The following is a 22129-nucleotide window of genomic DNA, read 5'->3' on the forward strand; positions in this document are numbered from 1 at the left end:
GCGGGCCGAGCGTTCCTGTGTTGCCGGACGGCATGCGCGGTATCCGCCAGCTCGCATTGTTCCGCGATTGACGCATCGAATCGCCAGCGGGTGCGGACGTTGCGGTCATGGCGGCCCGCCTCAAACGTTGTCGTCAGGGCGCAAGGGCAGCGCGGCCAAGTCGCGAACCGGGGTGCCGGCATCGCGCTTGGCGTCGGCGTGGCGGAATTGGTCGCGCACTTCCTGCACCAGCAGGAAAGGCGTGTCGGCGGGCCAGGATTCGCTCCAGGTTGTGGTCAGCGGCGGCTGCTCTGTCGTCGGCGGCGCATGGTTGACCGCGTAGGTTTCAAATTGCCAGAGCAGGCTCAGCATCAGCAGCGCGGGCAGGCCGCGGCGCCAGGAATATGCGGCAGATGTCGTCATGATGGGGGATAGACTGCCCGTAACGGCAGAAAGTTGCCAAGCGGACGATATTAACACGATATGACGATTGGAAGTTCGTGATTGGCCGGCGCGGTCAATTCAGGCTGCGCCCGGCAGCCGGCGCGGCTCTTCCAGGCCTGCGGGATCTATGTGGGTCATGACGTCCAGCACCGGGAGCGCAACCAGCACCCGGCCGCGCGCTTGCTCGGCGATCTCGTGCGCCTGGAACACATTGATGCTTCCGTCCACTTCCAGATGCACGTCGACCAGAATCATGTCGCCCATTTTGCGGGTGCGCAAATCGTGAATGCCGGCGATGCCGGGCGTGGTCAGCAGAGCCTCGCGGATGACGGCGATGTCTTCGTCGCTGGCGGCGCGGTCCATCAGATCATGCAGCGCGTCCCAGGCGAAGCTCCAGCCCATCTTGCCTACCAGCAGTCCCACCACCAACGCGGCCATTGGGTCGAGTATCGGGTAGCCCATCAGATTGCCGGCGACGCCAATCGCCACCACCAGCGAAGACGCGGCATCGGAGCGCGCGTGCCAAGCGTTGGCCACCAGCATGCCGGAACGCACCCGTTTCGCCACCGCCAGCATGTAGCGGAACAGGGTTTCCTTGGCCAGCAGCGCCAGAGCGGCCACCCAGAGCGCCAGCGAGTGCACTGACGGGATGTCCTCGGGATGCAGGAATTTCCCGGCGGCGGAATACAGCATGCCGCCGCCCACGATCAGCAGCAGCAGGCCGAGCACCAGCGAAGCCGCGTTTTCGTAGCGCTGGTGGCCGTAGTGGTGATCGTTGTCCGGCGCTTTGCCGCTGTGGCGCCCGGCCAACAGCACCACGAAGTCGGCGAACAAGTCGGACAGCGAATGCACGCCGTCTGCGATCAGCGCCGACGAATGCGACCAGACGCCAGCGCCCACCTGCAACATCGAAAGCAGCAGGTTGACGGCGACGCTGACCAGCGTGCTGCTGCGGGCGGCTCGCTGGCGTTCGATGCTGTCGACTTCTTCGCTGAGGTGGGTATGGACGTGGCTCATGACGTTTCGCAAAGCTGTGGATAAATATATTTTCGCATTGTTTTTGCTATTGGTCATTAATTTTTGATTTAAAAACTAAATGATAATGAAAACGAGAATGAGCTGCAGAAACCATGTGTATCAAATGGTTTAGTAGACAGCTGGGTGGCGCGGTTGAGTTTGAGACGCCACTTCGCATTGGGCTGGAAGCGATGCGATGCCAGGTATGGCGGATAGGCCGGCCGTGTCGGCACGGCGCTTCCACTCCGCGGCGGTCTGTCTGTTAACTGATGGCAACGCCAACGCCACCAGAATTGTCGCCGGGCGTCGGCATGCAAGCAGTCGCAGGCAAGCCCTCAAAGGCGTGGGCGATACGGCGTTTGCTGCCCTGCCGCAGCATGGCGTGGTCCGGATCGACCTCGTGAATCATGGGCTGGCGGCTCTCCTTGCCGCGACGCTTCGCTTGAGGGGGCGCAGATTCGGGAGCTAACCGCCGAATCCCCGCGGACCAGGCGCGACTGCCGGTATAATCCTTGGATGGACAACACACACTCTCTCCCGTTTGCCGGCCTGACTCCGGATGCCATTCTCGACGCCGTGGAAAGCCTGGGCTTGCGAGCCAGCGGCAGCTTGCTGGCGCTCAACAGCTATGAAAACCGCGTCTATCAGGTGGGGATGGACGAGGCGCCGCCGCTGGTGGCCAAGTTTTACCGTCCGCAGCGCTGGAGCGACGAGGCCATTCTGGAAGAGCACATATTTTCGCTGCAACTGGCCGAGCGCGAGATTCCGGCAGTGCCGCCGCTGGTTTTCGCCGGCCAAACGCTGCATGCGCATGGCGGTTTCCGCTTCGCGCTGTTCGAGCGCAGGGGCGGCCGTGCTCCTGAACTGGACCGCGACGACACGTTGCAATGGGTGGGGCGCTTTCTAGGGCGCATCCATGCGCTGGGCGGGACGGCGGATTATATCCATCGCCCGGCGCTGGACCCGCAGACTTTCGGTCGCGAGCCGCTGGACTTCTTGTTGGCGGGCGACTGGCTGCCGTCGGAGTTGAAGGAAGTTTACCGAGGGGTGGCCGAGCAGGCTCTGCTGGGCGTGGCGCGATGTTTCGAGCGCGCAGGCGGCGCGACGTCGATCCGGCTGCATGGAGATTGTCATGTCGGCAACCTGTTGTGGACCGACGCCGGACCGCATTTCGTCGATTTTGACGACAGCCGCATGGGTCCGGCGGTGCAGGACCTGTGGATGCTGCTGTCCGGCGATCGCGCCGAGCAATCGCGCCAGTTGGGCGAGGTGCTGGCCGGCTACGAGGACTTCCGCGAATTCGATATGCGGGAGTTGAATTTGCTGGAAGCGCTGCGCACGCTGAGGCTGCTGCATTACAGCGCGTGGCTGGCGCGGCGCTGGCATGATCCGGCGTTCCCGGCGGCCTTTCCTTGGTTCGGCGCGCCGCGCTACTGGGAAGAGCAAATCCTGGCATTGCGGGAGCAGATCGCCCTGATGGACGAACCGCCGCTGTGGTCGTGCTGAACGGGATTCAGTTCGCCGCGCCGGCGGTGGGCAGCACCGGCGGCTGTCGCGTCCATTCCAGAAAGGCGGAGGCGGGCAGCGGCCGGGCGAAGTAGTAGCCCTGTCCCAGCTGGCAGCCTCGTTCCGCCATCAGCCGGTAGTCTTCGGCGGTTTCTATGCCTTCGGCTACGGTGGACAGTTGCAGGCGGCGGGCCATTTCGATGATGCTGTTGAAGACGGCCTGCAGGTGGGGCTTGTCGGAAATGCCGGTGACCAGCGATTGGTCGATTTTCAGTTCGGTGAAGGGGAAGCGGGTTAGCTGCTGCAGGGTGGCGAAGCCGGTGCCGAAGTCGTCGATGGACAGGCCCAGCCCCGCCAGCCGCAATCGGGCGGCGCAGCCTATCGCCTGGGCCAGATTGTCGACGATGGCGGTTTCCGTCACTTCGAAGATGATGAAGCGGGCCGGCACATGGCTGCCGCGCATATAGCATTCGATTTCATCCACCAGCTCGTCGCCGCGCAGCGACAGCGCGGACAGGTTGACCGATAGCGGCAGCCGCAGCCCGTGGCGCGCCCATTCCTGCCATTGGGTCAGGCCCTGGCGCAGCATCAGCATGGTCAGCTCGGTGGCCCAGCCGTTGTCTTCTATCACCGGGATGAAGCGGCTGGGCGGAATCAGCCCCTGATCGGGATGCTGCCAGCGGGCAAGCATCTCGGCGCCCTTGACCCGGCCATCGGCCAAGTTCACCTTGGGCTGATAGTAGGGGATGATCTGGCCATTCTCCAGCGCGCCGCGCACCTCCTGCGGCTGCAGCAAGGAGTCGTTCTGGCGCTCGGCCTTGGGCGTCCATACGCGGTGCATCAGGTCCAGCAAGGGCTGCAGCTGCAGCGGCTTTTGCAGGCAGCCCAGCACCGGCAGGCCTAGCTCGCGCCCCATCAGCTCCACGGTGGAGATCAGCAGGTAGTCCTTGCTGGATGTGATGATCACCGGGGCGGACAGGCCGGAGCGCGCCATCTCCTGCATCACCTGCACGCCGTCCTGGCGCGGCATCTCCAGGTCCAGCAACAGCAAGTCCGGCAGCTGTACCCGCATCAATGTGAGGCCGCGCTCGCCATCCGGCGCCTCGCGGACGCTGGCGATGCCCAACTGGCGGCACAGATCCATCGCGTGCTGGCGCTGCACCCGGCTGTCGTCGATGATCAGAATGTCGTGGATGTCCATGAGGCGGGTCCGTTTCCGTTCAGCGGCAGATGGCCTTGGCTATCATGTCCAGCGGCATCACCTCGTCGGCCGCGCCCAGCTTGATCGCTTCCTTGGGCATGCCGAACACCACGCAGCTCTCCTCGTCTTGGGCGATGGTCTTGGCGCCGCAGTCGTGCATTTCCTTCAAGCCCTTGGCGCCGTCGTCACCCATGCCGGTCATGATGATGCCCAGCGCGTTCTTGCCGGCGAACTTGGCCGCCGAACGGAACAACACGTCCACCGAGGGCTTGTGGCGGCTGACCAGCGGCCCGTCGACCACCTCCACCTGGTAGTAGGCGCCGCTGCGCTTCACCATCATGTGTTTGCCGCCCGGCGCGATCAGCGCGCGTCCGGGCAGAATGCGGTCGCCGTTTTCCGCCTCCTTCACTTCGATCTGCGACAAGCTGTTCAGGCGGTCAGCGAAGGAGCGGGTGAATTTCTCCGGCATGTGCTGGACGATGGCGAGGCCGGGACAGGTGCGCGGCAATTGGGTCAGCACCACCTCCAGCGCCTGGGTGCCGCCGGTGGAGGTGCCGAGCGCGATGATGCGTTCGGTGGTGGCGAACACATTGCTGCCGGTCGGCGCGGACAGGATGGCGTCGGCGGACAGTTTGGGGCGGGTTTCCAGCGGATTGCCTGCGCCGCTGGCCGACGGCATCACCCTTACCCGGTTCATCCGCGCGGCGGCGGCGCTGCGCACCGCCATCACCAGTTGGTGCGAGCTTTCCTCCAGAAAGCCCTTGACGCCGGAAACCGGCTTGGCGATCACCTCCACCGCGCCTGCTGCCAGCGCCTGCATGCTGATGTCGGTGCCTTTCTGCGTCAGAGACGAGCAGATCACCACCGGCGTGGGCCGGCTGGCCATCAACTGCTTGAGGAAGGTGATCCCGTCCATGCGCGGCATCTCCACGTCCAGCACGATGACGTCCGGCCACTGGATCTTCATCTTGTCCATCGCCATGTAGGGGTCGTTGGCGACGTCCATCACTTCGATGCCGGTGGCGGTGGTGAAAACCTGGCTCAGCACTTGCCTTACCACGGCGGAGTCGTCGACGATCAGAACCTTGATGCTCATTTGCGCGTCCTTGTGTTGTGTGCCTGTTCCAGCTCCGACTCCTGCGACTGCTTGACCCAGACATGGCCGCTGGCGATGTCGAACAGCACCAGACGCGGGCTGTTGCCGCCCAGGTCTTCGGCCTGCAGCTTCAGGCCCAGTTGCTTGACCAGCGCGCGCGCCTGCTGGATGTTGCGGGCGGGCACGTCGTGGCTCAGCTTGCGCTCCCGGCTGAGCAGCATCGACGCGCCGCCTATCAGCCGGGCCTGAAACTCCTGCAGCGGCAGGCCGGTGGCCAGGATCTCCCGCAGCAGCAGCAGCATCGCTTCGTCGCCGTAGCGGCCGGACAGCGCCTCTCCGCGATGGGGCGGGCGCTGCGCCAGCAAGTAGTGGCACATGCCGCCCACTCTGGCCTGCGGATGCCATAGCGTGATGGAGACGCAGGAGCCCAGCAGGGTGCGGATGCGAGTCTGACTATCGCCGAAATGCCATTCTCCCGGATGCAGGAACACGGCCTCGCCGCCGGGTTCTGCCGGCAGAGCGGGCTGTACGCGGTGGTCGGCGATGGCCGCCGGGCGTACCGGCGGGGTATGCGGCATGGCGCGGGTCTTTCCGTATGCGGCCGGAGTGGCCATTGTTGTCGTCATGGTTTCAATCTAGTACAGCGCGTTGTCAGAAGCGGAACATGTCTTCCAGTTCGTCGTATTCGTCATCGGGAGCGGCGGCTTCTTTTCCCTCCATCGGCGGCGCGGATTCGCGCGGTGGGCGCGGCGGCGCGGCGGCGCTCAACTGGAAGAAACGCATCGCCTGCTGCAGCCTCATGGCCTGGTGCGTCATCTCTTCGGCGGTGGACGCCAGTTGCTCGCTGGCTGCCGCGTTCTGCTGGGTGGAGTGATTCAGATGCTGGATGGCCTTGTTGATCTGGCCGATGCCGCCCGCTTGCTCGCGGGTGGCTGCGGCGATTTCCTGAACCAGGTCCGAGGTGCGGCCGCTGGAGCGCACGATTTCTTTCAACAGCCGGCCTGCCTGTTCGGCGACGGTGACGCTATGTTCCGCCAGCTCGCCGATTTCCTGGGCTGCCACCTGGCTGCGCTCGGCCAGTTTGCGCACCTCGGCGGCCACCACGGCGAATCCGGCGCCGTGCTTGCCCGCGCGCGCGGCTTCAATGGCGGCGTTCAGCGCCAGCAGGTTGGTTTGGTAGGCGATGTCGTCGATGATGCCTATCTTCTCGGCGATCTGCCGCATCGCCAGCACGGTCTGTTGCACGGACTGGCCGCCTTCAGTGGCTTCGTCGGAGGCTTTTTCTGCGATGGTTTCTGTGGTGCGCGAGTTGTCGCTGGTCTGGTTGATCGACGCCGAAACCTGCTCGATCGACGCGGAACTCTGCTGCAGGCCGGCCGCCGAACTGCTTGCCGCCTGGGACAGGTCCATCGAGGTGGAACTGATCTGCTGGGCGGCTATGGTGATGCCGTCGGAGCAGCCTTTCACTTCGGCGATGATGGCGCGCAGCTGCTTGCACATCTGCAGCACGGAGTCAGACAGGCTGCCGGCCGGCGCGGGGGGCATATCGACGTCCAGCCTGCCTTCCGATACTTCGCGGGTGATGCGGGCCACATCCTGGGGTTCGCCGCCCAGGCCGCGGATCAACTTGCGGTAGATCAGGATCAGCGAGCCGACCAGCAGCACCAGCACCAATGCGCTGACCGAGGCGACCCGCGCGAAGGTCTGACCGGTGATGCGATCGGCTTCTCCCTCCATCTGCTTCTGCATCTCGGCGGTTTTGGCGATCAGGGGCTGCATCGCCAGGTCGTTGAGGTCGTACTGTGTGGACAGGCGGTCGAACGATTGATTGATGGCGAGCTGGTCGTGCGCCTCCAGCGCCGGCAGGTAATGGCTGTCCACCTCCTGGAAAAAAGCATCGGCCGCTTGCTTCACTTTCTGGGTCAGCATCGCGCGCATGTCTGGCGGCAGTTCGCTGGCGCTCCATTTTTTCTGGCCGTCATAGAAAATGGCCCGCTGCTTCTGCAATTGATCCACCAGGCGCTGGCGGACGGAGGCGTCGTTGGTGTTGCGCAGCTGGTTGACGATCAGGTAGCTGGAGATCAGTTGTTGGGTAGGTGGATCGAGATCGTTGATGAAGTCTTTGCCGATCACCACCTGGTGGTACATGGCGCCGTTGATCATCACGGTGCGCAAGCCTTGCCAGGCGGTGAGCGTCAGGCCTCCCAAGCCCAGCAGCACGCAGGCGGTCAACAACATGAACTGCCGACGGACGGTGAAGTTCTTCATCTGGTTTCCAAGCGTTTCGGGTTGGCGGGGCGGCGTCTCATTCCTGCTGAGCCTCTTCTTGCAGACTCAGTTCAGACAGCAGCGACATCTCTCCCACCGACAGCACCTTGTCCACGTCCAGCAGCACCACGAAGCGGTTATCCACCTTGGCCATGCCTGAAATGAAGTCCACGCGTATCTTGCTGCCGAACTGAGGAGGCGGTTCGATTTCGCTGTCGGGAATGGCAAGCACTTCATGCACGGTGTCCACCAGCACGCCTATCAATTGCCACAGCTCCTCGTGCTCGATTTCGATGATGACGATGCAAGTGCGGCGGTTGATGCCGGTTTCCTCGCGGCCGAAGCGCAGCGAGAGATCTATCACCGGCACTACCGCGCCGCGCAGGTTCATCACGCCGCGGATAAAGGGAGGCATCAGCGGCACCGAGGTGGGTTTGACGTATTCCAGGATTTCCCGGATGCGCAGAATGCCGATGGCGAAGGTTTCCCCAGCCAGCTGAAAGGTGAGGAATTGCCGGATCTCGGCCTGCTCCCCGGGCTCCGGGGCGGCTTCGTTGCGGCGGAGTATGTTGAGTGCGGCCATGGTCTTGTCTTCCTTGCTTCAGAATTGGGCGTAGCCGTGGTCGTCGGTCGACGCCGGCGCGGGTTGATGGCTGTGCGCGGCGGAATGGGCGGCGTGCAGCGAGCCCAGATGGAAAAATCCGATCAGGTCATGCAGATTTTCCGCCTGGCGGTTCATCTCCTCCGCGGTGGCGGCCAATTCTTCGCTGGCGCTGGCGTTCTGCTGGGTGGTCTGGTTCAGCTGCTGCACCGCCATGCTGATCTGGCCGACGCCGCCGGATTGCTCCTTGGAGGCCGCGGCGATCTCCTGCACCAGGTCCGAGGTGCGGCGGCTGGAGCGGACGATTTCCTCCAGCAGGCCGCCGGCGCTGTCGACGATGTTGACGCTGTCCGCGGCCAGCGTGCCGATCTCCTGCGCCGCCACCTGGCTGCGCTCGGCCAGCTTGCGCACCTCGGCGGCCACCACCGCGAAGCCCTTGCCGTGCTCTCCGGCGCGGGCGGCTTCGATGGCGGCGTTCAACGCCAGCAGATTGGTCTGGTAGGCGATGTCGTCGACGATGCCGATCTTGTCGGCGATTTCCCGCATCGCCCGCACGGTTTGCTGAACCGCAGCGCCGCCCTCGGCGGCCTCGCTGGACGCTTTTTCCGCCATGCTCTCGGTCAGGCGCGCGTTGTCGGTGGTCTGGTTGATCGAGTTGGACATCTGCAGGACCGAGGCGGAGGTTTCCTCCAGGCCGGATGCCTGCTGGCTGGCCGACTGCGCCAGCATCTGCGAGGTGGAGTGGATGTGCTGCGCGGCGACGGACAGGTTCTCCGAACCACTCTTGACTTCGCCTATGATCGCGCCCAGCGTCTGCACCGTTTGCATGATGGAGGCTGCCAGACTGTGTTGGTCGCCGGCGCGCAGGGGGATCTGGCAGTGCAGATTGCCGCCGGCTACCTGGCGCATCAGTTCCGCCACCTGTTGCGGTTCGCCGCCCAGCGTGCGCAGCAGGTCGCGGCGGATCAGCACTGCGATCAGCAGGCTGGCGGCGACGGCGACGATGGCCAGCAGCACCATCCGGTTGCGGCTGGATTGGGTGTTGTCTTCCGCCTGTCGCGCCAGCTCTTCGTTGAATTGTTCCTCGAAGGCGGCCAGTTCGGCCACGCTGTCGTTCAGCCGGGCGCCCTTGCCCGCGTTGAGCAGGGCGGCCGCGTCCTTGCCGCGCTGCTGCACCGCCAGGTCCAGCGCCTGTCGATAGCTTTGGTGCGCGTCGCGGCTGGCGTTTTGGATGGCGCTCATCATTTCCCGCTCTCTGGGCAGGGTGCTGGGTTCGCGCTGGAACATTTGCGCCAATTGCTGCTCGGTGTCCTGATAGCGGCGCAGCGACTCCTGCAGCGCCTGTCCTGCGCGTGCGGTTTCTCCAGGAGAGTCGGCCAGCAGGCTGTTGCGGATGTCGATGCGGATTTGCTGATTTTGCTCCAACAGCAGGTGCGCCAGCCGGGTTTCCACGTTGTTGACGCGCGTGATGTCGTGAATGACGACGCTGATGTCGGCGAAGCCGCGCAGGGCGCTTCCCGCGCACAGCAGCAACAAGGCGATGACGGCGCCGTAGCTGAGCGCCTGCTTGGTGGAAATGCGCATGCCTTGCAATGTCGTCATGGCGTGCTTCCTTGCAGTGGCGAGCCGGGGCGGGCGGCATCGGCGCGCGGCGGCAGCGCGAACCGTTCCGATTCCTTGCGGCATGCGTGTTGGATCAGGGCGGGAACATCCAGGATCAGCGCGACCTCGCCTGTGCCGAGGATGGTGGAGCCGCTGATCGCCTTCAGTGTGCTGAACAGCGTGCCCAATGGCTTGATCACGGTCTGGAACTCGCCCTGCAGCGCGTCCACCACCAGACCGGCCTTGCGATCGCCATATTGGGACACTACCACGTTGCGGCGCGCCGCAGCCGTGGGCGTCAGCTCGAAAAAATGGTCCAGATGCAGCAGCGGCAGCAGTTCGCCGCGCAGATTGATGCAATCGTGGACGCCGTTTTCAGGCAGTCCGGACGGCAGCTCGATGCATTCGATCACGGTTTCCAGCGGCAGCACGAAGGTGGAGCCGGCCACTTCGACCAGGAAGCCGTCTATGATGGCCAGCGTCAGCGGCAGGCGGATGCGGAAGGTGGTGCCGCGCCCGGCCTCGCTGTCGATTTCGATATTGCCGTGCAGCTGTTCGATGCCTCGTTTGACCACGTCCATGCCCACGCCGCGGCCGGATAGATTGGTCACCTGCTCGGCGGTGGAGAAGCCGGCTTCGAAAATCTGCTGGAACACCGCGCTGTCTGGCGGCTCCTCGTCCTCGCCCAGCAGGCCGCGTTGACGCGCCTTGGCCAGGATGCGCTCCCTGCTGAGGCCGCCGCCGTCGTCGGCCACCTCGATCACCACGCTGCCGGATTCATGGTAGGCGTTGAGCCACAGATTGCCTTGGGCGGGCTTGCCGCCGGCCACTCGGACCGAGGTCGGCTCGATGCCGTGATCGATCGCGTTGCGCACGATGTGCAGCAGCGGGTCGCCCAGCTTCTCCACCATCGACTTGTCCAGCTCGGTTTCCGCGCCGACGATGCGCAGCTGGATTTCCTTGCCCAGCTCGCGCGACACGTCTCGGACCACGCGAGGGAAACGATGGAAAATTTCGCCTATCTGCACCATGCGCATCGACAGGGTGCCGGCGCGAATCTGCTCGATCAGGTTGGCGATGCTGAGCGTGGCCTCCACCAACTGCGTCTGCTGCGAGCGGCGGGCGATCAGATTGGCCGCCGCGCCGGCGATCACCAGCTCGCCGATCAGATTGATCAGGCTGTCCAGCTTGCCGGCCTCCACCTTGATGAAGCGGCTTTCGCCGCCGCGCCCGCCTCGGGCGTCAGCGGCCGGAGCCGGCTCCGCCTGGATGTCGGCGCGGCCGGCCGGGGAGGGCTTGGCCAGGGACGGCTCATCGTCTGGCGTCGCTAGCGGGTGTTCCAGCAAGGGATCTGGGGCGGCAGCGGGGTTTTCCAGCGGAAAGGCCTGCCCCAGCGCCCCCATCTGATGCCAGGCGCGCTCCACTTCGGCCGCCTCGTCCGGCGTCGCGCTGGCGCAGGCTTCGTGCAGGTGGGCGGCGGCGATTTTCAATGGCCAGATGAACAGCTCGCTATCCTCGCGCACGAACTCGAACACTTCGCTCAGCGATTGCTCGTCGATGTCGGACTGGTACAGCAATTCGAAACGCAGGTAGTTGCCTTCCGCGTCGAAGTCCGCGCCTGCGGGCAGGCGGCAACTGATCGCATGGATTTGCTCCACCTCGCCCAGCGTGGCGAGGTAGCGGATGAAGGACGAGGGATCCAGGCCGCTGCGCAGCACATCGGGTCCGAAGCGCAGCGACAGCAGCCATCGCTCCCGCTGCGACGCGGCGGGTTTGGGATCTTCGTGATGCCGTTCCGGCTGCATCGCTTGCGGCACCGCCAGGTAGCCCAAGAGCGCGGCCTCCAGCGCCTCGTCCCGCAGCGGCTCCAGCGCCTCGTTGGCGGTCAAGGCCTGGATCAGGAGTTTGACATGGTCGTGGCAGCGCAGCAGCAAGCCCACGAGTTCGTCGTCCAGGGCCAGTTTGCCGTCGCGCAGCTGGTCGAGCAGGTTTTCTGCCTGATGGGCGAAGCTGACGATGGTCTCCAGGCCGAACAGGCCGGCCGAGCCCTTAATCGTATGCATCGTCCTGAACAGCGCGTTTAATTGCTCGGCGCTGGTTTGCTCCGCCTCCACGTCCAAGAGAATGCTTTCCATCTCGTCCAGCAGCTCGCGGGACTCCTCCAGAAAGGTTTGCAGCGCCTGTTCAAGATCCATCGCCGTCTCCGCCGCGCTTGAACGCCAGCTCCCGCTCCAGTCCCATCAGGAGGAGGAAGTCTTCCAGCGCCTTGCTGGGCTCAAGCAGATCCACCTTTCGCTCCAGTCTGGCGGCCTCGCGTTGCAACCACAGCAGCACTTGGGCGCCGGCGCAGTCGATCTCTTCTATGGCCGATAGGTCAAGCAAAATGTCTTCGCCGCCCTGCAGCGCGATGTCCAGCTCGGCCCGCCATTGCGCGGACTGGTAGATGGTTTGTTCATGGCCGGCGACCATTGATAGCGCCATGTCGGCTCCTTGGCTCGTTGCGCCGTTTCAGGGCAGGATCAATTTGGACACCGCGGTCAGCAGCACCGGGGGCTGAAAAGGCTTGACCACCCATGCCTTGGCGCCGGCCTCCTTGCCTTCCCTTTTTTTCTCTTCCGCCGACTCGGTGGTGAGCATGATGACTGGGGTGAATTTGTAATGCGGCAGCTGCTTGATGTTTTTCAGCAGGCTGATGCCGTCCATCTGCGGCATGTTGACGTCCGAGATGATCAGGTGGATCTTGCGGCCGTCCAGGATGTCCAGCGCCTCCTTGCCGTTTCCCGCCTCCAGCACGTCGTAGCCGGCACCGGCCAGCGTCATGCGCACCACCTGTCGCAAGGTGGTGGAGTCGTCGACGATCAATATCGTTTTGCCCATCTGCGACTACTCCGTCATTCAGAAAAAAGTGATATCGCTGGGGCCGGGCGCCTTGTCTCCGCCGTCCCGGTTATGCAGCGCGCGTTGCTCGTGGGTGGTGTAGCTGTTTTTCAGCGCGGTGAGCCAAGCATCGGTGTCCGGCGGCGAAGGCAGTTCGCCCTCGCTGTGGAGCGCCTCGTGCAGCGCGGCTTCCAACTGCCAGATGTCGTTCTGGACGTGGGACAGTATCTGGCTGACCCGGTCTTGAAACTGCAAATTGGTCAGCACGTCTTCCACGGTGGCGGCCAGGTCGAAACCGGTTTGGCCCGCCGGGGCTCCCAGATGACAAGCATGGCAGCTGGCGCCGATTTCCTGGTCCAGGCTTTGGAGCTGCTGCGCCAGCAGGCGGGACTGCTCCATCACCTGCTCGGCCAGCGGCGCGTCTCCGCTGGCCTGGGACAAGGCTTCCAGCCGCAGGCTGGAGTGGCGCAGCTGCTGCAGCGTGTCCGATAGCTTGCGCTGCAGCGCGGCCGGCTGTTGCAGCGCGTTCAGCGTGTCATTCAGCCTGTTCTCCGCCGAGCTCAGCGGATAGGGGCTGTCGTCCTGCGCCGGCTGGTGGCCCAACTGGCGCAGCATGCTGTCGAAGCGTTGAGTCAGGTGGGCGGCGGCTTCATCTATCTGCTCCCGGCTGAGCGCGATATGGCCGGCCCACAACGGCAGCAGCGCGTATACGTGGCTGGCGTAGCCGCGCCAGTAGTCGGCGCCGGCAGGGCCGTTGGGAGTGTCGGAAGGAAGAGAGGTCGAGACAGGGACAGGCCACAGCAGAAGGATCGCGATCAACAGCGAGGTCAGGCCCAGCGCGGGCCAGAACGAGGGGTGGTTGACCAGCAGCGCGTACTGGATACCCCCGTTGACGGCCAGGCCGATTTGCAGCCGGATCCAGCGCCAGGGTTGAACAGGGGCGATCATGCAAGGGTCTCGTCGGTCGGATGCGTATTCTTCCTACTGTTTGTAGCCGCTGCGATGTAGGGATGCAAACAGGCAGTCAATTGTCTTAAACCGCGCTTGCCCGGTTGGGCGGCGGATTTCCGTCTTGCATTTATCGACATTCTGTGTTCAGAATCGAAGCTCGATATTTCAACCTTTCTCAATACAAGAAGCACGTATGGCACTCATCGTACAGAAGTACGGCGGCACCTCGGTAGGGACGACCGAGCGTATCAAGAATGTGGCCCGCCGCGTCGCCAAGTGGAAGGCTCAGGGACATGATGTGGTGGTGGTGGTCTCCGCGATGAGCGGAGAAACCAATCGCCTGATAGCCCTGGCCAAGGATATCCAGGATTACCCCGATCCGCGCGAGCTGGACGTGGTGGTCTCCACCGGCGAGCAAGTCACCATCGGCCTGCTGGCGATGGCGTTGAAAGAAATCGGCGTGCCGGCCAAGAGCTATTGCGGCTGGCAGGTGAGGGTGGTGACCGATCAGGCCCACACCAAGGCCCGCATCCAATCTATAGACGACGAAGCGATGCGCGGTGATCTGAAGGAGGGCCGAGTGGTCATCGTCGCCGGCTTCCAGGGCATGGATGAGGAAGGCAACATCACCACGCTGGGCCGCGGCGGTTCGGACACTTCGGCGGTGGCGCTGGCCGCCGCGCTGAAGGCGGACGAGTGCCAGATCTACACCGATGTGGACGGCGTCTATACCACCGATCCGCGGGTGGTGCCCGAAGCGCGCCGGCTGAAGACGGTGACCTTCGAAGAGATGATCGAAATGGCGTCTCTGGGCTCCAAGGTATTGCAGATCCGCTCGGTGGAGTTCGCCGGCAAGTACAAGGTGCGCTTGCGCGTGCTCTCCAGCTTCGAGGATGAAGGCGAGGGCACCCTGATTACGTTTGAGGAAGATGAAAGCATGGAAAAGGCGGTAGTGGCAGGCATCGCGTTCGATCGCAACGAAGCCCGCATCAATGTCAAGGGCGTGCCGGACAAGCCGGGCATCGCCTACCAGATCCTGGGTCCGATCGCCGATGCCAACATCGAAGTGGACATGATCATCCAGAACGTCGGCGAGAACGGCACCACCGATTTCTCGTTCACCGTGCCGCGCGGCGAATTCAACCGCGCCTTGACCATCCTGCGAGAAGTGCAGACCCATATCGGCGCCGCCAAGATCGATGCCGATGACAAGGTGGCCAAAATCTCCATCGTCGGCGTGGGCATGCGCTCGCACTGCGGCATCGCCTCCACCATGTTCCGCACGTTGGCGGAGGAAGGCATCAATATCCAGATGATTTCCACCTCGGAAATCAAGGTGTCGGTGCTGCTGGACGAGAAATACCTGGAGCTGGCGGTTCGCGTTTTGCATAAGGCTTTCGGTTTGGATCAGGCGGCGTAAATATTTTTGCGCTGAATGCTTGACAGAAGAAGAGCCCATAATTAATATGGCGCTCTCTGAACGGAGAAATGGCCGAGTGGTCGAAGGCACTTCCCTGCTAAGGAAGCATACGGGCTTAAACCTGTATCGAGGGTTCGAATCCCTCTTTCTCCGCCAGATGCCGCACCCGTAGCTCAGTTGGATAGAGTATCTGGCTACGAACCAGAGGGTCGGGCGTTCGAATCGCTCCGGGTGCACCAAGACGTCCCTATAGTTTAGCGGTTAGAACACCGCCCTTTCACGGCGGTGGCCGGGGTTCGATTCCCCGTGGGGACGCCAGGATTCAGAAAAAGCCTCGTATGAAAATACGAGGTTTTTTTTATCCAGATCAATGACATTGGCATTGCGGTTTCGGCATTTTATCTTGTGCTGGTGGTGTCGGACTTTTGATTCGGTTCCAGCCTGGTTTGGCGGCTATGCGGCGGGTGATTGTTGCGCGCCGCTGATTTCTTTTGGGGTGAGAGCGCGGGTCTGTTGTTTGTGCTTGCTTGTGTTTTGGTCGTCGGGTGTCGGTTGCTGTCGTCCGGTGGGATTTGGCGTGGCTGCTTGGTGTCATTCTTTGCGTAGTGGCGGATTTGGGTCGGCTTACGATGCTCTTCGGGGTGGTTGTTTCGGTTTTGTGGGGCGGGTGTTGTCATTGCCGGTGGTGGCGTTGGATTTGAGATGGGTGTGGGTTGGCGTGGGGATTTGTTTGAGCGTGGAGTGCGCGGCGAGTCTGTCATTCTGAGGTGGGGTGCGGCGGCGAGGGGAAAGAAAAAAGCCTCGTATTTTCATACGAGGCTTTTTCTGAATCCTGGCGTCCCCACGGGGAATCGAACCCCGGCTACCGCCGTGAAAGGGCGGTGTTCTAACCGCTAAACTATAGGGACAGCTGGTGCACCCGGAGCGATTCGAACGCCCGACCCTCTGGTTCGTAGCCAGATACTCTATCCAACTGAGCTACGGGTGCAGCTTTGGCGTCCCCACGGGGAATCGAACCCCGGCTACCGCCGTGAAAGGGCGGTGTTCTAACCGCTAAACTATAGGGACGCTGAGTTGTGGTGCACCCGGAGCGATTCGAACGCCCGACCCTCTGGTTCGTAGCCAGATACTCTATCCAACTGAGCTACGGGTGCACTGTTTCGCGAGACGCTGTGTCTTGCGAGAGGTCGAATACTACAGATAGGCGTTTTGGCTGTCAACACCTCATAGGCTTTTTTTTGCAAAGCCGGTAAACTCGACGGCTGTCCTTGTCGCGGCACGCCAACATTTTCAGACATTTGGCATGCTGGCCGCGAAGTTGCGAGACATGAAAGCGAAGCGAGATTGAATAACCTGTTTGCACAACCCTGCGCCATCGTCGACCTGGAAACCACCGGCGGCAACATCGCGCGAGACCGCATCACGGAAGTCGGCATGGTGCTGATAGATGGCGAGCGCGTCGAGCGTCTGTCCTGGTTGGTCAATCCGGGACAACCGATTCCCCCCTTCATTGAGAATATGACCGGCATCAGCAATGAAATGGCAGCCGCCGCGCCGCCGTTTTCGGCGCTGGCCGATGACTTGCTGTCCCGGTTGCAAGGGCGGCTCTTGCTGGCGCACAACGCCCGCTTCGATTACGGTTTCCTGAAAAACGAATTCCGCCGGCAGGGGCTGCGTTTCCAGGCGCGCGCGCTATGCACCGTCAAGCTGTCGCGCCGCCTGTACCCGCAGCATTTCAAGCACAGCCTGGATAGCCTTATCGCCCGCCATGGCATTGCGATGCCGGAACGCCACCGCGCGCTGGCCGATGCCGAGGCGGTGTATCGCTTCATCCAGATCGCGAGCGCGGAGCTGGGCGAAGACAAGGTGGCGCATGAGGCGTCGCAGTTGCTGTCGCAGCCTGCCGAATTGTCCAGTCTCCCGGCTGATCTGTAGCAGCAGGTGGAGGACATGCCGGACTCGGCCGGCGTCTACGCGCTGTTCGGCGAGGACGGCAGAGCCTTGTATGTGGGGCGGGCGCCCAATCTCTATCGCAAGACGCTGGGCCATTTCGCCGAGCGCAAGCCTGGGCAGAAAAGCCATGAGGCGCGGATAGACGAGCCGGTGGCGCGTGTGGAATGGCGGGAAAGCCTGGGCGATTTCGGCGGCCATTTGCTGGAGCTGCAATGGTTGAGCCGGCTGCAGCCGCTGCACAATCCGCGCGCGCGCATGATGGGCGAGGTATGTACCTTGCAGTTGCAAACTGGCGAGGATGGTTTCATGCGGGCGACACCGGTATCGGCGCGGGACATCGACTTCACCCGCACCGGCGACCTTTACGGCCTGTTCCGCCATGCGCGCGAGGCGCGCAAGGCGCTGGCGCAGATCGCGCTGGCGCAGGGCCTGTGCCAGTCGGTGCTGGGCGTCGAGCAGGTGACCAGCCGCAAGGGCCAGCCTTGCGCCGCGCATCAGATACGCCGCTGCCGGGGCGCCTGCGTGGGCGAGGAGGAAGCGGACAGCCATAATCGGCGTCTGAAGACCGCGTTGCAGCGGCTCAAAGTCAAGCCGTGGCCGTTCGAGGGCGCGGTGGCGGTGGCGGAGCATGACGAAGTGTGCGGCGACGTGGTCGAGCATCTGTTCGACCGCTGGTGCTATCTGGGCAGCCGCCGCAATGGCGGGGCGCTGGAAGGCGAGCCGGCGTTCGATCTCGACTATTACAAGTTGCTGGAAAGCGAACTGCGCAAGCCGGATCGGGAGGTGAGGGCGCTTTGAGCCGGAGAAGCGAAAAGGGCAAGCTCACGCTTGCCCGGAATGCGGAGAAACGCTTAGAGCGGCGCGATCAGCGACGATTCCTTGACGCCGTCCTGGCCGGTTTTCTCATCGACCTCCTGTACCTTGTTGCGAGCGTAGAGCACGCCCATCTTGACCTCTTGCCAGACGTAGTAGATCTTGCCCGCTACGGTGTCTAGGGTCAGGCTGGAGTCATTTTCCGCTTGGCCCACGATGGTGTGCTTGCCGGCGGGAAGGTCTGTCATGATATAGCTCTTGGCGACGGTGCTGCCGGCGGGTTTGTTGTCGATCAACACGGGCATCTTGACGGCGGCACCCATATTTTCGTTGCGATAGATATAAACGCGGGATGCGTTAGCCGAGACTTTGAACTCTTTGGCGGAGGCATCCGCCTCTTGGGTGGCCATCGGAGTGGAGGCGCAGGCGCTCAAGCCGGCGACCAGTGCTGCTGCGATCAAAATACGCATGATCATTTTCTGCTGGTTGATGAAGCGGAGTATGATAATGGTGAGTTGTAAATTTGTGTAAAGTTTGTCGTGGCGTTAATTATTCGTGCATCGCCAGGAAGCCGCGAAGCCGGCTTTCGATGATGCGCGGGTTCTCGCCGTTGGCGATGGCCACCACGCCTTCCACCACCAGCTCCTTCATCGCGATTTCCGAGGCCACCAGGTGCTTGAGCTTGTTGCCCATCGGCAGAAAGAACAAGTTGGCCGAGCCCACGCCGTAGACGGTGGCGACGAAGGCCACCGCGATGCCGCCGCCCAGCTTGGACGGGTCGGACAGGTTCTCCATCACGTGGATCAGGCCCAGCACCGCGCCCAGAATGCCCATGGTCGGCGCGTAGCCGCCGGCCGACTCCCAGATGCGGGCTGACTGTTTGCGGGCATGCTCGAACATGCTGATTTCCACCTCCATCACCGCGCGCAGCGTATCCGGCTCGGTGCCGTCCACCAGCATCTGCAGCGCCTTCTTGGTGAAGGGGTCGCGCTGGGCGGCGATCATGCCCTCCAGCGCCAAGAGGCCGCCCTTGCGCGAGGTCTGGCTCCAGTTGACCACCTCGCGGATCATCTTTTCATGATCGAAGTTGGGCGGGCGGAAAATCCAGCGCAGCATGCGCAGGCCGGCCATGAATTGCTTGGGCGTGCTTTGCAGCATCACCGCGCTGGTGGTGCCGCCGATGACGATCATGAAGGCGGTCAGCTGCATCAGCGAACCGATATTGCCCCCTTCGATGGCCTGGCCGGCGATGATGGCGGTCAAACCCATGACGATGGCGATGAGACTGATCTTGTCCACAAGAAGGTTCCGTTATCGAGCTGGTCTGAGGTCCGGCGTTCATGCCGGACCTTCCCTTACAGCCAGTCTTTCAATTTGGCGCGCAGCCGGGCGATGGCCTGGCTGTGCAGCTGGCAGACGCGGGACTCGGTGACGCCGAGCACCGCGCCGATTTCCTTCAGATTCAGTTCCTGTTCGTAGTACAGTGCCATCACCAGTTGGTCGCGCTCGGGCAGAAACTTGATCGCGCTGACCAGGTGCCGGCGGAAATTGTCGTCGGACAGCGCGGCCAGTGGATCGGGCGAGTCTTCATCGGCGACGTTGGCCACCGGATTGTGGCTGCCCTCGTCGTCGCCGGTGCTGAAATCTTCGAAATGCAGCAGCGTGGTGCCCTTGCAGTCGCCGAGCATATCCTGGTACTGCTCCAGCTCCAGCCCCATTTCCGCGGCGATTTCCGACTCCAGCGGCGCGTGCCCTAGCTGCTGCTCCAGCTTGGAGATGGCTTCCTCGATCTGGCGCGAATTGCGGCGCGCTTGGCGCGGCAGCCAGTCTTCGCGCCGAAGCTCGTCCAGCATCGCGCCGCGTATGCGCTGGCTGGCGAAGGTTTCAAATTGCACGCCCTGGGCCGGGTCGAACTGGCGCGCGGCCTCGATCAGGCCGATCATGCCGACCTGGACCAGGTCTCCCAGCTCCACCGACGCCGGCAGCCGCGCGATCATGATGCCGGCGAGCTTGCGCACCAGCGGCGTATAGGCTTCCACGTCTATCTCGACGCTGGGGGCCGCTGTTGCATAGCCCGATCGGCGGAAGGACGGAAAGGTCATAAGGGTTTGGCTCCATCCGCCTCGGCCCAATCGCGCGAGGCGGCAATCAGCAGGTCCATGTATCCGGTGCTGTCGCGCGCGCTTTCCGGCGCGTCCCATTGCAACAGTACCGCAGACAGTTGCGAGAAGGCCATCGCCGCCTCGCTGTCGGGAAATGCTTCCATCAGCGGCCGGCGTAGCGTCTGGCTGCGGCGCACCGCATTGTCGTGCGGCACGAAGCCGACCCAGCGCAGGGACACGGTCAGGAACTCGCTGGTGACCGCCGACAGCCGGGTGAACAGTTCGTGCGCTTCCTCCAGGTGGCGCGCGCGGTTGACCAGCACGTTGAAGCGCTGGCGGCCGTAACGGCTGGCCAAGCGCTTGATATTAGCGTAGGCGGTGGTCAGCGAGTCGGCATCCGGTGTTAATACCAAAATCAGATTATCCGCCACGCTGGCGGGGATGGGATCGCGCGTCGGAGCCGGCGCGTCGACCAGCAAGGCCGACGCGTCGCGCTCCAGCGCGCCGAATTCGCTGCCCAAGCGCAACCATAGCTGGGTGGAGAATAGCGCGCGCTGCTCCGGTTGCGCATAGAGATTGATCAACTGAACGCCTTGCCGCGACACTACCATCATTTCGTCCAACCCGCCGACGCTGACGACCTGGCTTTCCAGCGTGGCGGTGGCGGGCACGCCAAGGCGCCGGGTTTGCACCTGGCCCAGGCAGCAGTCCACCACGGTGGGGCGCAAGCCGGCGTAGGCAAGACCGAGCGAGAGCTCGGTCACCACGGTGCTGGCGCCTGAGTGCGGCGAGCCGATGAAGGCGAAGCTTGGCGCGCGCTGCTGCTGGGCGGCGATGCGGCGGAGACTGGCGGCCTGATCCTGCATTTCGTTCATAGCCATCCGGCCTGCGCCGCCTGCATGATGGGCATCTCGTCGGTCTGCAGCGAGAATGGCGAGGCGATCTGCTGCGCGCGCATCGCGCGGTCGATCAGGAAGGCGGCGTTGGCCGCGTGCAGGTCTTCCGGCACGCGCTGGCCGTTGGTGATGTAATAAAGCTTGAGCCGGTTGCGGATGATCACGTCCAGGCTGGGGCCCTGGGCCACCGCTTCGTCTATCTTGGACAGGATGCAGCCGGCGAGGCCGTCGCCGCGGTAGCGCTTCACCACGTCTTCCAGCGTGTGGCCGTCGGTGTTGGCGGCCAGCAGCAGCAGCCGCTCGATCGGGCGGCCGGCGGTGCGCAGCATGTCTATCTGCGCCAGCACGCGGGCGTCGCGCTGGCCCATGCCCACGGTGTCGATGAATACGATGTGGCGGTTGGACAAGTCGGCCAGCGTCAGTTGCAAGTCGCCCTCGTTCTGGATCGAGAACACCGGCACACCCAGAATCTTGCCATAGATGCGCAGCTGGTCCTGAGCGCCGATCCGATAGCTGTCGGTGGTGATCAGCGCCACGTGCTGGGCGCCGAAGCGCATCGTCGCGCGGGCGGCCAGCTTGGCCACGGTGGTGGTCTTGCCGACGCCGGTGGGGCCCACCAGCGCGAAAATGCCGCCGCGGTCCATCACCTCGCGGTCCGCGTCCGCGCATTTGAGGTTGTGCGCCAGCGCCGACCGCGCCCATTTCACCGCGACTTCGGCCTGGTACTGCGCCGGCATCTTTTCTATCAACTGACGGATCAGCTGGGCGGAGAAGCCCATCGCCAGCAGGTGTTTGAACAGCTCCAGCCGGTTGGGCGCCTTGCCCTCCATGTCAGACCAGGCGAAGCTGGCCAGCTGGCTCTGCAGCAGGCTTCTGAGCAGCTTGATCTCATCGCCGATCTGCTTGAGCTCCTGGGCCATTTGCTCCGGCTCCTCGCCGTTGGCGTGGGCCGCCGGGGACTCCGGCGCCGATGGGCGCGGGGCGGAGCGGGGCGGGGCCGCCGGCGCGGGTTGCGGGGCGGCGGCTGGAGGCGTGAAGACCGGCTCGATGCGCGGCGGCGCGGTTTCCAGCCGAGGCGGGGCGGGGCTTTCCAGTGGCTCCACCGGCATGGCGTAAGTGCGCGCGATGGCGCGGTTGACCGCGCTGCCGTTGGACTGGGGAATGGGCGCGGGTTGCTGCGGCGGGCGGCTGGCCGGCGGCGCGTTGCGCGGCGGATGCTTGCTCGAGGAGGGGGACAGCGTGCTGGCCAGGTTGGCGACGTCCGCGTCGGCCACCGCCATGATTTCCACGCCGCCGCCCATGGTGGGGCGATTGGACAAGATGAGGGCGTCGGCCCCCAGTTCTTCGCGAACTTGCCGCAGCGCGTCTCGAGTGGTTTTCCCGAAGAACTTTTTTACTACCAT

At 63.6% G+C, this 22129-nt stretch carries 22 protein-coding genes and 7 tRNA genes; 7 read left to right on the top strand and 22 right to left on the bottom strand.

Translation table 11 applies throughout. The features are described from left to right. Positions 1-120: 120 nt before the first annotated feature. The 3 genes from DK842_RS12560 to DK842_RS23450 form a co-directional block, all read right to left on the bottom strand. Positions 121-402 carry a hypothetical protein gene (locus tag DK842_RS12560; protein WP_114061755.1) on the bottom strand — a complete coding sequence of 94 codons (282 nt, stop codon included), beginning with the start codon at positions 400-402 and terminating at the stop codon, positions 121-123. Between the two features lie 99 nt (positions 403-501). Then, positions 502-1440: a cation diffusion facilitator family transporter gene (locus tag DK842_RS12565; protein WP_114061756.1), complete on the bottom strand. Its 939-nt coding sequence runs from the start codon at positions 1438-1440 to the stop codon at positions 502-504. A gap of 262 nt (positions 1441-1702) precedes the next feature. Next, entirely contained in the window at positions 1703-1849 is a 147-nt protein-coding gene (locus DK842_RS23450) for a hypothetical protein (RefSeq protein WP_168194881.1), read from the bottom strand. A 107-nt stretch (positions 1850-1956) separates the two neighbouring features. Between DK842_RS23450 and DK842_RS12570 the strand changes: the two genes are divergently transcribed. Continuing rightward, positions 1957-2946 (top strand): serine/threonine protein kinase, encoded by a 990-nt coding sequence (locus DK842_RS12570; RefSeq protein ID WP_114061757.1) that lies wholly within the window; start codon positions 1957-1959, stop codon positions 2944-2946. A gap of 7 nt (positions 2947-2953) precedes the next feature. Here the strand turns inward: DK842_RS12570 and DK842_RS12575 are convergent, their stop codons facing one another. The 10 genes from DK842_RS12575 to DK842_RS12620 all read right to left on the bottom strand — a co-directional run bounded on the left by DK842_RS12575 (position 2954) and on the right by DK842_RS12620 (position 13539). After that, on the bottom strand, positions 2954-4147 hold the full coding sequence (locus DK842_RS12575; protein WP_114061758.1) for an EAL domain-containing response regulator: 1194 nt from the start codon (positions 4145-4147) through the stop codon (positions 2954-2956). A gap of 19 nt (positions 4148-4166) precedes the next feature. Further along, positions 4167-5243, bottom strand: coding sequence for a protein-glutamate methylesterase/protein-glutamine glutaminase (locus DK842_RS12580; RefSeq protein ID WP_114061759.1), 1077 nt, complete (start codon positions 5241-5243; stop codon positions 4167-4169). Beyond that, positions 5240-5821 carry a chemotaxis protein CheD gene (locus DK842_RS12585; protein WP_114063724.1) on the bottom strand — a complete coding sequence of 194 codons (582 nt, stop codon included), beginning with the start codon at positions 5819-5821 and terminating at the stop codon, positions 5240-5242. The genes DK842_RS12580 and DK842_RS12585 overlap by 4 nt, the downstream gene beginning before the upstream one ends. Before the next feature lie 73 nt (positions 5822-5894). Continuing rightward, complete coding sequence (locus DK842_RS23265) at positions 5895-7511, bottom strand: methyl-accepting chemotaxis protein (protein ID WP_198414532.1); 1617 nt, start codon at positions 7509-7511, stop codon at positions 5895-5897. Positions 7512-7548: 37 nt separating this feature from the next. Beyond that, positions 7549-8094 carry a chemotaxis protein CheW gene (locus tag DK842_RS12595; RefSeq protein ID WP_114061760.1) on the bottom strand — a complete coding sequence of 182 codons (546 nt, stop codon included), beginning with the start codon at positions 8092-8094 and terminating at the stop codon, positions 7549-7551. 18 nt (positions 8095-8112) lie between these two features. Continuing rightward, complete coding sequence (locus DK842_RS23270) at positions 8113-9714, bottom strand: methyl-accepting chemotaxis protein (RefSeq protein ID WP_232538469.1); 1602 nt, start codon at positions 9712-9714, stop codon at positions 8113-8115. After that, positions 9711-11909 (bottom strand): chemotaxis protein CheA, encoded by a 2199-nt coding sequence (locus tag DK842_RS12605; protein WP_114061761.1) that lies wholly within the window; start codon positions 11907-11909, stop codon positions 9711-9713. The genes DK842_RS23270 and DK842_RS12605 overlap by 4 nt, the downstream gene beginning before the upstream one ends. Further along, on the bottom strand, positions 11899-12195 hold the full coding sequence (locus tag DK842_RS12610) for an STAS domain-containing protein (protein ID WP_114061762.1): 297 nt from the start codon (positions 12193-12195) through the stop codon (positions 11899-11901). The genes DK842_RS12605 and DK842_RS12610 overlap by 11 nt, the downstream gene beginning before the upstream one ends. A 27-nt stretch (positions 12196-12222) precedes the next feature. Beyond that, complete coding sequence (locus DK842_RS12615; protein ID WP_114061763.1) at positions 12223-12591, bottom strand: response regulator; 369 nt, start codon at positions 12589-12591, stop codon at positions 12223-12225. Positions 12592-12609: 18 nt separating this feature from the next. Continuing rightward, positions 12610-13539 carry a transcriptional regulator gene (locus tag DK842_RS12620; protein WP_114061764.1) on the bottom strand — a complete coding sequence of 310 codons (930 nt, stop codon included), beginning with the start codon at positions 13537-13539 and terminating at the stop codon, positions 12610-12612. A 196-nt stretch (positions 13540-13735) separates the two neighbouring features. Between DK842_RS12620 and DK842_RS12625 the strand changes: the two genes are divergently transcribed. The 4 genes from DK842_RS12625 (at position 13736) to DK842_RS12640 (ending at position 15280) form a co-directional block, all read left to right on the top strand. After that, positions 13736-14962, top strand: a complete 1227-nt coding sequence (locus tag DK842_RS12625) for an aspartate kinase (protein WP_114061765.1) — start codon at positions 13736-13738, stop codon at positions 14960-14962. 62 nt (positions 14963-15024) lie between these two features. After that, positions 15025-15118, top strand: a tRNA-Ser gene (locus DK842_RS12630). Positions 15119-15124: 6 nt separating this feature from the next. Continuing rightward, positions 15125-15201: transfer RNA gene (locus tag DK842_RS12635), tRNA-Arg, on the top strand. Positions 15202-15205: 4 nt separating this feature from the next. After that, positions 15206-15280 (top strand) — tRNA-Glu (locus DK842_RS12640). Positions 15281-15795: 515 nt separating this feature from the next. Here DK842_RS12640 and DK842_RS12645 read toward each other — a convergent pair. From DK842_RS12645 to DK842_RS12660, 4 genes are all read right to left on the bottom strand, one after another. Continuing rightward, positions 15796-15870: transfer RNA gene (locus tag DK842_RS12645), tRNA-Glu, on the bottom strand. Between the two features lie 3 nt (positions 15871-15873). Then, positions 15874-15950 (bottom strand) — tRNA-Arg (locus DK842_RS12650). A 5-nt stretch (positions 15951-15955) separates the two neighbouring features. After that, positions 15956-16030 (bottom strand) — tRNA-Glu (locus DK842_RS12655). A gap of 9 nt (positions 16031-16039) precedes the next feature. After that, a tRNA-Arg gene (locus DK842_RS12660) sits at positions 16040-16116 on the bottom strand. A gap of 190 nt (positions 16117-16306) precedes the next feature. Here DK842_RS12660 and DK842_RS23905 point away from each other — a divergent pair. Next, on the top strand, positions 16307-16897 hold the full coding sequence (locus DK842_RS23905; protein WP_232538470.1) for a 3'-5' exonuclease: 591 nt from the start codon (positions 16307-16309) through the stop codon (positions 16895-16897). A 15-nt stretch (positions 16898-16912) separates the two neighbouring features. Then, positions 16913-17713, top strand: a complete 801-nt coding sequence (locus DK842_RS23910; protein WP_232538471.1) for a hypothetical protein — start codon at positions 16913-16915, stop codon at positions 17711-17713. 53 nt (positions 17714-17766) lie between these two features. Here DK842_RS23910 and DK842_RS12670 read toward each other — a convergent pair whose 3' ends face one another. From DK842_RS12670 to flhF, 5 genes are all read right to left on the bottom strand, one after another. Further along, a complete protein-coding gene (locus DK842_RS12670) occupies positions 17767-18198 on the bottom strand; it encodes a DUF2846 domain-containing protein (RefSeq protein WP_198414533.1) in 432 nt (143 codons plus the stop codon). A gap of 79 nt (positions 18199-18277) precedes the next feature. Further along, a complete protein-coding gene (locus DK842_RS12675; RefSeq protein WP_114061767.1) occupies positions 18278-19027 on the bottom strand; it encodes a flagellar motor protein in 750 nt (249 codons plus the stop codon). 56 nt (positions 19028-19083) lie between these two features. Beyond that, positions 19084-19830 carry an RNA polymerase sigma factor FliA gene (locus DK842_RS12680; RefSeq protein WP_114061768.1) on the bottom strand — a complete coding sequence of 249 codons (747 nt, stop codon included), beginning with the start codon at positions 19828-19830 and terminating at the stop codon, positions 19084-19086. Further along, positions 19827-20705, bottom strand: a complete 879-nt coding sequence (locus DK842_RS12685) for a MinD/ParA family ATP-binding protein (RefSeq protein ID WP_232538472.1) — start codon at positions 20703-20705, stop codon at positions 19827-19829. The genes DK842_RS12680 and DK842_RS12685 overlap by 4 nt, the downstream gene beginning before the upstream one ends. After that, complete coding sequence (gene flhF, locus DK842_RS12690; protein WP_114061769.1) at positions 20702-22129, bottom strand: flagellar biosynthesis protein FlhF; 1428 nt, start codon at positions 22127-22129, stop codon at positions 20702-20704. The genes DK842_RS12685 and flhF overlap by 4 nt, the downstream gene beginning before the upstream one ends.

Origin of the sequence: Chromobacterium phragmitis, assembly GCF_003325475.1 — a bacterium.
Taxonomy (GTDB): Bacteria; Pseudomonadota; Gammaproteobacteria; order Burkholderiales; family Chromobacteriaceae; genus Chromobacterium; species Chromobacterium phragmitis.